This is a genomic window from Sinomonas sp. (genome assembly GCF_036848755.1).
Taxonomy (GTDB): domain Bacteria; phylum Actinomycetota; class Actinomycetes; order Actinomycetales; family Micrococcaceae; genus Sinomonas.
The window spans coordinates 1-10,050 of the sequence record NZ_DAIUJO010000123.1 but is presented as its reverse complement, the minus strand read 5'-3'; the positions used below and the strand labels follow the sequence as shown (position 1 = coordinate 10,050).

The following is a 10,050-nucleotide window of genomic DNA, read 5'->3' as shown; positions in this document are numbered from 1 at the left end:
TCCGGCAGACCTCACGCACGGCTGCTTCGCTCGCAACCGTTCCGGTGGGATTGTCTGGCACGGTCAGCAGGAGAATGCCTGGGTTGCCGCCAGCGGCCCGCGCTTCCACGATCGCCGCCTCGAGCAGCGCCGGATCAGGGACTCCTCCCGCTTCGGCGGAGATCGGGACCTCGAGGACGGGCTTCCCGAGAATGGCAGCCTGCGCCGCGTAGCTGACCCAGGAAGGGCGCGCAAGGATCAGGTCGCCAGGAAGGGCCGCGATAGCCGCGAACAGCAGCGCCTTGCTGCCAGGGGCGAAGATGATCTGGTCGGAACCGGTGGCGAGGCCCCTACGGGAGAACCAGTCGGCGGCAGCCTCCCGCGCCTCGTCCGAGCCCACGACGGCGCCGTAGCCGTTCCTGCCGACCGCACCTCGGAGAACATCGCCGATGGAGTCCAGGACTGGCAGACCAGCTTCGCCGAACCCGAGATGCAGCACGTCCTCCCCGGCTGCCCTCCTCTTCTGGATCGCCTCGTTGATGGCCAGAGTGGCCGAGTGCATCGTCATCCCACAACTCCATCCGCAACTTTTATTGCATAACGCAACTTCGACGATATGTTGGTTGCTAACTGGCGTCAAGGCGGTGGGACACCTGGAACGCCAGACGTTTGGATGCGCGCAAACTGGGTAGGACGGGATGAGAAGCGCGGAGGGCCGTAGCCATGTTTCGCAGAAAGAGCCAACTCTGGCCGTTCATTCTCAGGGTCGTCGCCAACGCGGTCGCGTTGTGGGTGGCCACGCTGATCTTGCCCGGCATGAAGATCAATGCTGCGGCTACGACCGCTGCTGCGACCAAGGAGGCGGGGCCAGGGTCAGGTCCCGTGATCGGAGTCATTCTGGGGTACCTGGTCATTGGCCTGCTCTTCGGCGTGGTCAATGCCCTGATCCGCCCGCTGGTCGGCCGCCTCGCGCTTCCGGTCACGTTCCTCACGCTGGGCCTGTTCGCCCTTGTGCTCAACGCCGCCATGCTGGAGCTGACGGCCTGGCTCAGTGGCTACCTGCCCGTCCATCTCATCGTTGATTCCTTCTTCTGGACGGCCGTAGTCGGCGCGATCATCATTTCCGTCGTCTCTTCGCTGGTGGGTGGGCCGATCGGCGCAGGCAGGAAACGCGCAAAGCTGGCCTGAGCCCGCTTCCCGTCCCCGGTGAGCAGAGCGGAATCTGGGCGCTCGCACCGCAGCCGCGCCGCCGCGACGTCGTCAGTAGTCCGGGTTGCTAGGGACAACGAGTCCGGTCTCGTACCCGTAGACGACCGCCTGGACTCGGTCCCGCAGGTGCAGCTTGGACAGGATCCGCCGCACATGGCTCTTGACCGTCGCCTCTGACAGGTACAGCCGCCGGGCGATCTCGGCGTTGCTCAACCCATCGCAGATCGCGCGCAGCACCTCGAGCTCGCGCGGCGTGAGCTCCTGAAGGAGCGGGTCCGGCTGCGCCTCCGCGGGCCTGCCACCCCCGCCGGCAACCGCTCGAACGTAGGTCTCGAGGAGCCGCTGGGTCACCCGCGGGCTTACGACGGCGTCCCCGCTCGCCACGAGACGGACGGCGTGCACCAGATCGGCGGGGGCGACATCCTTGAGGAGGAACGCGGACGCGCCCGCCTGGAGGCCGGCAAACGCGTACTCGTCGAGGTCGAACGTCGTGAGGATGATGACTCGTGCCGGCGACTGGGCAGCCGCAATGAGACGCGTGGCCTCGATCCCGTCCATCCTCGGCATGCGCACGTCCATGAGGACGACGTCGGGCGCGAGCTCCCGCGTGAGGCGCACCGCCTCCGCACCGTCGGCGGCCTCGCCGACCACTTCGAGGCCCTCCTCAGACTCGAGGACCATGCGGAATCCGACGCGCAGGAGCGGCTGGTCATCCACGAGCAGGAGGCGAAGGGGGCGTTCGCCAGAAGCCGAAGGGCCCTCCGGGTGCGCTGTCATTGCTCCCCTTCCGTCCAGTGCAGCTGCGCTTCGACGCGCCACCCTCCGCCGGGGCGCGGTCCTGCCGTCAACGACCCGCCGAAGATCGCGGCGCGTTCGCGCATGCCGGCGATGCCCCCGCCCGTCCCCACGGTGGGGTCGTCGCCGTCGGGCGCGGTGCCGCCGTCGTTGTCCACCCGCACACGGGCGAGCCCGCCATCCCGCGCGACAAGGACGTCGACGCGCCCCACCCCCCGCGCGTACCGAAGAACGTTCGTGAGCGACTCCTGGACGATGCGGAAGACGGCGAGCTGGAACGCCGCGTCGTCGGGCAGGTTCTCGCCCTCCTGGGTCAGGACAACCGGGAGGCCCGCCGCGCGGAAGCCGTCGACGAGCGCCTGAAGGCCTCCGGGCGTCGGCTCCCGGCCCACCGCGCCGCTGTCCGCCCGAAGCACTCCCAGAACACGGCGCATGTCGGCGAGCGCGGCCCGCCCAGTGCTCGAGAGTTCGCCGAGCACAGAGCGAGCCCTCTCGGGGTCACGGTCGAGCGCTCGGGCCGCGCCGTCGCTCAGCGCCACCATGACGGTCAGCGAGTGGGCGACGACGTCATGCATCTCCCGCGCGATCCGGTTGCGCTCCTGGACGGAGGCGAGCTGGGCGCGCCGGATCGCCCATGCGCGCACCTCGGCCTGATGGATGCGGTTCCCGCGCACCACGATTCCCACGCCCGTCGCGACGAGATTCGACAGGATCACCGACACCGACGCGACGAGGCCGATGAACGGACCGTGCTGGGCGAGGAACTCCTCGCCCGGCCGATACACGAACGCGAAGTACACGGCGGCCGGAAGGCTCGCGCCGACGGCGACCACGAGCGCCCCGACGGTGCGGAGCCGGAGCGCGACGACGTAGAGCGCAAACCAGACGGCCGCGCTCATGCTCCCCAGCTCGGGGGTCGCGAAAAGGACGACGGCGTCCGCCGCCACAATGCCCGCGAGGAGCGGCCACGGCGCGCGGCGGCGCAGCAGGAGCGCGCCCTGCGAGACGAGGATGACGGCGAACTGCCACCAGAACCCGCCCCGGGCCTCTTCGACGAGGGCACTGAGCGAGAGGACGACGCTCGCGAACACGACGACCCCGTCCATCGCGAGCGGGTGTTCGTACAGGAACTGCCGAAGGCGCCCGCGCCGCGCTGGGAGGGCGGAGGTGGGGAGTGATGCACTGGCTGTCGGTACCGGCATCTTCGCTGGCCCAGCCGCGGCGCCGGGAACGCCTGCGGGAGGTGCGCCGCCTACGGGCTGCGCACCTCCCGGCTTGATCACGCGGGACATGATGTCCATTGTGGTACGTCCGTCACACGTCCCGCTGCCGGAGGGTGACGAATCCGGCGCCCAGCAGGACGACGACGTAGGCCGCAAGGACGAGCGTCCCCTGCCACGGCTCGAGGTACGCCGTGTTGAGGCTGCCGCTCTGGCCCGCCTCGAACATCGCGTCCGCGGCGTTGGTGGGCAGATACTTGCGCGCCTCGGTGAAGAAGTCGCCGGGGATGAGCTGGAAGATGATCGGCAGCACGAACAGGAGCGCCACCAGGGTCACGATCGCACCGGCGGAGTTCCGCAGGAGTGCGCCGAGGGCGAGGCCCATGAGGGCCACGGCGGCGACATACGTCGCGTTGAGGAGCATGAACCGCTGGACGTCCCAGCTCCCCATGTCGAGATGGAGGCTGTAGTTGCCGAGGATCGGCTGGGCGACGAGGCCCCCGATGTAGGCGCCGACGTAGGTGAGCACGAAGCCGACGACGGCGGCGTACACGCCTTTCGCGGCGAGGACGGGCCAGCGCGTGGGCACGGCCGCGAACGTTGCGCGCGACATGCCCGTGGTGAACTCCGAGCTGATCATGAGGACCGCGAGCGCACCCACGATGAGCTGAGCGAACGAGACGCCCCCGGCGGGAAGGTGCAGGATGGCCGACGTCGTGTTCAAGGCCTCCGCCCGCGGACCGGGGGTGCCGCCGTTCTGCACGCTCCTGGTGACTTGCCCGATCCCCCAGGCCTGAAGCGCAGCGAAGCCAACGAGGAGGACGACGCCGCACAGCAGCAGGATGCGTGTCGAGAGCAGCGAGAGGAACTTGATGCGCTCGGAGTTGAGCACGCGCAGGAAGTTGGGGCCGGCGAAGCGCTCGCGAGGCACCGCCTCGTGCCGGTGCGGATGGACTGCCGTGCTCATCGCGTTGCCTCCTGTGCCTCGGTGGGAGCCTGAGCAGCAGGCATGCCGTTCGGGGGCGGTGCCTGCAGCCCGGCGTGATGGCCCGCGTCATGCGAGCGGTACTCGACGTCGTCCTTCGTGAGCTGCATGTAGGCCTCCTCGAGCGAGGCTTGGAGCGGCGTCAGCTCGTAGACGAGGACCTGATGGTCGAGGGCTGTCTGGGCTATGGTCCGCGGATCGAGGCCGGCCACCTCGAGGACCTCGTGCTCGGGGGCCTGGATCGTCACGCCCGAGCGTGCCAGGAGACGCGAGAATTCCTCTGGCCGGTCGGTGCGGACCCGGGTCCGGGCCTTCCCCTGGCCGGAGATGACGTCGTCGATCGGCGCGTCCGCGAGGATGCGTCCGCGGCCGATCACGATGAGGTGGTCTGCGGTCTGGGCCATCTCGCTCATGAGGTGGCTCGACAGGAACACCGTCCGGCCCTCGCTCGCGAGGTACTTCACGAGGTTTCGCACCCAGACGACGCCCTCAGGGTCGAGGCCGTTGACCGGCTCGTCGAGGACGACGACCTGCGGGTCTCCCAGCAGGGCTGCCGCGATGCCCAGGCGCTGCCCCATCCCGAGGGAGAAGCCCTTGACCTTCTTCTTGGCGACCGCACCGAGCCCCGTCATATCGATGACCTCGTCCACTCGCTTCGCGGGAATGCTGTGGGTGGCCGCGAGCGCCGAGAGATGGCTGTGCGCGGTCCGACCGGGATGCACCGCCTTGGCCTCGAGGAGCGCGCCGATCTCGCGGAGCGGTGCCCGGTGCTTTGCGTACGGCTCGCCGTTCACGGTCACGCTTCCCCGCGTGGGGGCGTCCAGCCCCATGATCATGCGCATCGTCGTGGACTTTCCGGCACCGTTCGGCCCGAGGAACCCGGTCACGCGGCCGGGGTGAACGGTGAACGTGACGCCGTCGACCGCAGTCTTGGCGCCGTAGACCTTCGCCAGGTCGGTTGCCTGGATCATGTCCCCTCCTGAGGTAGCTGACCATTCCACGCTAGGACCGGCGGGGCCACGGCGCGACGCTCCCCGGGATGAACCTTGCGCGTCGGCATCCTCCTCGAGGACTAAGGGTTGACCGCTCCGGGGCTCGGAAGTGCCCGTCACATTGCGCCATACACGGTTTAGGTCCGGCTGGCGCACAGCAAGCGCATAGCAAACGCCTCTACGGTCCTGCCGTGAACCGAAGAACCGTCGCGATCAACTCTGCCCTCGGAGCGGCTGCCCTCCTGCTTGCGGGCGGCACCTTTGCGACCGTCACCGCCACAGCGAAGCCGGCCAGCACCGTCAGCACGCGCACCGTCGCTGTGAGCAGGGCGAGCGTCCAGGCGACGGCGACAGCATCCGGGAACGTCTCCTCCATGACGACGACGGCGGTCGGCGCGGGCAACTGCTCCGGCCCCGTGACGGCGGTCAAGGTGAGCGTCGGCCAAGCCGTCAAGGCGGGGCAGGAGCTCGTGGACATCGACCCGGCCAACGCGCAGAACGCCGTCGACTCCGCGCAGGCCGCGCTTGACGCAGCATCGGCGCAGGCCAACCAGCAGGCCGCCTCCGCCGCTAACTCCGTCGCGCAGTCGCAGCAGCAGCTCACCAACGCGCAGCAGACCCAATCGCTCGACGCCCAGCAGCAGGCCGACGCTGTATCGAACGCGCAGAAGCAGGTCGACAGCGACGAGTCGGCGGTGGCCCAGGACCAGACGGCCGCCGCTGCGAACCCGAAGAGCACCCAGGACGCGGGCGCACTGACCGCCGCCCAGACGCAGCTCACGAAGGACCAGCAGGCGCTGGCCCAGGCCCAGAACCAGCAGCAGTCGACGGCGCTCAAGGACCAGCAGGCGATCGCCTCGGCGCAGGTTTCCGTCAATTCGGCCGCCAACTCGCAGGCGAACTCGGCAACCGGCAATACGACGACGGCGCAGATCGCGCTCCAGACGGCGCAGACCGACCTCGCCGCCTGCACCGTGAAGGCCCCCTCGGACGGCACGGTCACGGCGATCGGCGCGGTGGTCGGCGCCAATGCCGGCGGCGCCGGGGGCGCGGCCTCGTCGGGGTCGTCTTCCGGCGGCTCAGCCGGTTCCGCCGCGACGGGCAGCGGCGCGGGAGCGTCGTCGTCGTCCTCGTCGAACTCCTCCCTCGTGACACTCACCGATACGGCTCACCTCGAGGTCGTCGCGGGCTTCTCGGAGTCCGACGTCGCGAACATGAAGGTCGGCCAGGCCGCGACGTTCACGTTCCCCGCCATCAAGGCGGCCCCCAACTCCCCGGCGGTGACCGGGACGGTCACCTCGATCGCCGCGACGTCGACGACGACGAACGGAGTCGTCACGTACGCCGTGGCAGTCTCGATCGCGAACCCGCCCGCGGCAGTGCGCCTCGGCGAGAGCGCCGACATTTCGGTCACGACGGCCACGGCGGCCGATGCCCTCGTGGTGCCGTCCCTCGCGATCACCACGAGCGGCAGCCGTCAGACCGTCACGGTCGAGCGGAACGGGACACCGCAGACGGTCGCGATCACGACCGGCATCGCCGCGAACGGCAGAACGGAGGTCGATTCGGGCCTGAGCGAGGGCGACCAGATCGTCCTGCCGAGCGTGACCACGAGCACCGACACGAGCACGCAGACCTCGACCCGAAGCGGGCTCTTCGGCGGCGGCGGCTTCGGGGGCGGGGGCGGAGGCTTCGGAGGCGGGGCAGGCAACGGCGGCTCGGGCACGCGAGGGGGCACGAGTGGCAGCAACTCCGGCGCCGGCAACTGAGGCCCTGGCGCGCCGCCGGGCACCGCGCCCGGTCATCGCCCTCGACCGCATCCGCAAGACCTACGGGCAGGGCGAGGCGGAGGTCCGCGCGCTCGACGGCGTGAGCCTCACCATCGAACGGGGTGAGTTCGTCGCGATCGTGGGGGCCTCGGGCTCCGGCAAGTCGACGATGATGAACATCATCGGCTGCCTCGACGCGCCGACCTCGGGACGCTACTTCATGGACGGGATCGAAACCGGCGAGCTCGACGAGTACCAGCTGGCCCAGATCCGCAACCGCAAGATCGGCTTCGTCTTCCAGAGCTTCAACCTCATCCCCCGCACGCGGGCGGTCGAGAACGTCGCGATGCCGCTTGCGTACCGCAAGGTGCCCCGCCGCACCCGGCACGGACTCGCGCTCGAGGCGCTCGACGCCGTCGGCCTCTCCGCCCGCTCGGGGCACCTGCCGTCCCAGCTCTCGGGCGGCCAGCAGCAGCGCGTCGCGATCGCGCGGGCGCTCGTCACCGAACCGGTGCTGCTGCTCGCAGACGAGCCCACCGGTGCCCTCGACACCCACTCGTCGGAGGAGATCCTCGACCTGTTCGCGTCGCTGCACGCGCGGGGCCGCACGATCGTCATGATCACGCACGAGCCCGAGGTCGCTGCGCGGGCGCAGCGGGTCGTGCGGATGCAGGACGGCCGCATCGTTTCGGACACCGGGGTCGTGCGGTGATCGGCGAGGCGGTGCGCTTCGCGCTCTCCGGCATCTCCGCCAACAAGATGCGCTCGGTCCTCACGACGCTCGGCATCGTGATCGGAATCAGCGCCGTGATCACGCTCCTCGCGGTCGGGGCCGGCACGTCGAACATGATCAAGGACCAGATCGGCAAGCTCGGCACGAACGTGCTCACGGTCAACCGGGCCCAGTCGACGGGGGGCCGCACGACCGGCGGCAGTGCGACGAGCACCCGGACCCGGTCGACGAACCTCACCGTCGCCGACCAGCAGTCGCTCGACGACCCCGTCCTCGCACCCGACATCGCGACGACGGCGCCCGTCATCCAGGCGCAGTCGGTCACCGCGACGCTCGGTTCCTCGACGCACTCGGTCGCCTCGACGCTCGGCACAACGCCGTCCTACTTCGGCATCACCAACTTCGCGGCCGCTGCCGGGCGCATCCTCAACGACTCGGACGCTGGGCAGCCTGTCGTCGTCCTCGGGAACAGCGTGGCGATCGACCTCGCCGCGAACGTCGCAACGCTCGTCGGTGAGACCGTCTCGCTCAACGGCCAGAACTTCACCGTGGTGGGCGTGCTCGCGCCGAAGGGCACGAGTGGGCTGAATGATCCGGACGACGTCGCGATGGTCCCGTTCGCGACGGCGCAGGACAAGTTCACGGGCTACTCGCCGAGCCTTGCCTCGATCCAGGTGCAGGCGAAGAGCGCGGACGTCATGACCCAAGCGCAGAACGAGATCCAGCAGATCCTCGACGCACGCCATCAGGTCACGAGCGCCAACCGCGACTACCAGGTTCGCAACCAGGCGCAGGTCCTCTCGACCGCCACGACGACGACGCAGACGCTCACGATCCTCCTGAGCGCCGTTGCGGGCATCAGTCTGCTCGTGGGTGGGATCGGCGTCATGAACATCATGCTGGTGACCGTCACCGAGCGGACCCGCGAGATCGGCATCCGCAAGGCCATCGGGGCGACGCGCGGCAACATTGTCCTGCAGTTCCTCATCGAGTCGCTCATCATCTCGATCCTCGGCGGCATCGTGGGCATCCTCATCGGCTTCGGCGCCTCGAGCTTCACCATCGCCGGCATCAGGCCCGAGGTCCAGTGGTGGACGGTGTGGCTGAGCGTCGTCGTCTCCGCCGGCATCGGCCTCGTGTTCGGCATCTACCCGGCGAACAAGGCCGCAAAGCTCCGTCCCATCGACGCCCTCCGCTACGAATAGAGCCCTCCATGACGAAGAGATTCGAGATGCCCGATACCGAGCGCACCGCAGAGCTCGCCTCCTTCGCCGCCGGCGATCCCCCCACCGAGCGCTTTGAGCCTGCGCCGGCATGGGGCGCGCCTGGATGGGGTGAGGCGAGGCCACGGCCAGAGGGAGAGGTGGCCGGGGCCGGCGGCCCTGCCTACACCGCCCCGGTCGACCGCGACGCCCTCGGCGACGGCGACGCCCTCGGCGACGTTCCAGCGGACGACGACGAACCGTTCGTCCCAGCCCCGAGGTACCGCATGGGGCGGCTCACCAAGGTGCTCGTGTGCATCTGCCTTGTCCTTGCCGGGGCGCTCGGCGGGGCGGCCATCCAGAAGGCAGTGGACGTGCGGAGCGGCACGACCGGCCGCGCGAACTTCTCCCAGTTCGCTCCCGGCACTGGACAGACCGGGGCCGGAACCGGCTTCGGCTCCGGCGGGTTTGGCGGCCGGAACCGTGCGACGGCCCCGGCGTCGTCGGGCGGCAACTGACGGCGAGGAAAGAGGCCCGTCTTCTGGGTTGGGTGCTTGGGTGCCGTGCGCCTCTGGGTAGCGCTCCGAGTTTCGGCGTGTATCATGAGCCCCGCAAGGTGCCGTTCGTTAGCTGAGGCTCCTTCGCGTAAAGAAGCCAGCGACCCTAAACGTCGAGAGACGCCACCGGTCAGGACAGGCTGCCCCGGGCTAAGGGGCAACCCCGATTGGCTCCCTCGAGGGAGGGTTACGACGCGAAGTGCCAAAGGTCTTACGAGGAAGGGCATCCCGGGCGGACTGCCCGGGACCTCCTGAGGCACGCGAGAAGCGATGTAGGAGGTGGTTCGCCTTGTCGAGTGGCGATAGTAGTACCTCCGTGCCCGCCTCCTGACGCAACCTCGTCAGCAGCACCTCTTCCCGCTCCGCATGCCGATGACGGCCCGACTCCGGGCCCCTCCGGCGTGCCCGCTTCACGATGCCCGGCCACCGCCGGGAGGAAGCAGGTCCCTGTGATCAAGACTCCCCTGAACCGTGCCCGCCGTCCACACCCCGGCAAACTGGCCAAAGCCACCCCGGCGCCGCACACGGCCTCCGTCCCGACCGGTGCCGCCGTGCTCGACTCCGCCCCCCTGGGCGACATCAAAGGCGCCTTCCGCACGATCCGTGTCG

Annotated in this window: 10 protein-coding genes and 1 riboswitch; of the genes, 5 read left to right on the top strand and 5 right to left on the bottom strand. The window is 69.5% G+C overall.

From position 1 onward, the window contains the following. On the bottom strand, positions 1–547 hold a 547-nt coding region (locus V7053_RS15900; protein WP_334173246.1), incomplete at its 3' end, for an aminotransferase class I/II-fold pyridoxal phosphate-dependent enzyme. Positions 548–702: 155 nt separating this feature from the next. On the opposite strand from V7053_RS15900, the gene V7053_RS15895 reads away from it, so the two are divergent. Next, positions 703–1,167: a phage holin family protein gene (locus V7053_RS15895; RefSeq protein WP_334173245.1), complete on the top strand. Its 465-nt coding sequence runs from the start codon at positions 703–705 to the stop codon at positions 1,165–1,167. 72 nt (positions 1,168–1,239) lie between these two features. On the opposite strand, the gene V7053_RS15890 is transcribed toward V7053_RS15895, so the two are convergent. The 4 genes from V7053_RS15890 to V7053_RS15875 are packed head-to-tail and all read right to left on the bottom strand — an operon-like array spanning position 1,240 to position 5,159. Continuing rightward, a complete protein-coding gene (locus V7053_RS15890; RefSeq protein ID WP_334173244.1) occupies positions 1,240–1,965 on the bottom strand; it encodes a response regulator transcription factor in 726 nt (241 codons plus the stop codon). Then, a complete protein-coding gene (locus V7053_RS15885; RefSeq protein WP_334173243.1) occupies positions 1,962–3,275 on the bottom strand; it encodes a sensor histidine kinase in 1,314 nt (437 codons plus the stop codon). The genes V7053_RS15890 and V7053_RS15885 overlap by 4 nt, the downstream gene beginning before the upstream one ends. Before the next feature lie 22 nt (positions 3,276–3,297). Next, on the bottom strand, positions 3,298–4,170 hold the full coding sequence (locus V7053_RS15880) for an ABC transporter permease subunit (RefSeq protein ID WP_334173242.1): 873 nt from the start codon (positions 4,168–4,170) through the stop codon (positions 3,298–3,300). After that, a complete protein-coding gene (locus V7053_RS15875; protein ID WP_334173241.1) occupies positions 4,167–5,159 on the bottom strand; it encodes an ABC transporter ATP-binding protein in 993 nt (330 codons plus the stop codon). The genes V7053_RS15880 and V7053_RS15875 overlap by 4 nt, the downstream gene beginning before the upstream one ends. A 212-nt stretch (positions 5,160–5,371) precedes the next feature. Here V7053_RS15875 and V7053_RS15870 point away from each other — a divergent pair, with 212 nt between their 5' ends. Genes V7053_RS15870 through V7053_RS15855 form a run of 4 tightly spaced genes read left to right on the top strand, consistent with a single transcriptional unit; the run spans position 5,372 to position 9,402 of the window. Beyond that, positions 5,372–6,949, top strand: a complete 1,578-nt coding sequence (locus tag V7053_RS15870) for an efflux RND transporter periplasmic adaptor subunit (protein WP_334173240.1) — start codon at positions 5,372–5,374, stop codon at positions 6,947–6,949. Continuing rightward, the gene (locus V7053_RS15865; protein WP_334173239.1) at positions 6,921–7,661 is read left to right on the top strand and encodes an ABC transporter ATP-binding protein; all 741 of its coding nucleotides are present in this window, start codon (positions 6,921–6,923) and stop codon (positions 7,659–7,661) included. The genes V7053_RS15870 and V7053_RS15865 overlap by 29 nt, the downstream gene beginning before the upstream one ends. Beyond that, the gene (locus V7053_RS15860; RefSeq protein ID WP_334173238.1) at positions 7,658–8,887 is read left to right on the top strand and encodes an ABC transporter permease; all 1,230 of its coding nucleotides are present in this window, start codon (positions 7,658–7,660) and stop codon (positions 8,885–8,887) included. The genes V7053_RS15865 and V7053_RS15860 overlap by 4 nt, the downstream gene beginning before the upstream one ends. A gap of 8 nt (positions 8,888–8,895) precedes the next feature. Further along, positions 8,896–9,402, top strand: a complete 507-nt coding sequence (locus tag V7053_RS15855) for a hypothetical protein (protein ID WP_334173237.1) — start codon at positions 8,896–8,898, stop codon at positions 9,400–9,402. 97 nt (positions 9,403–9,499) lie between these two features. After that, positions 9,500–9,669: riboswitch (M-box (ykoK) riboswitch) on the top strand. Positions 9,670–10,050: the final 381 nt, after the last annotated feature.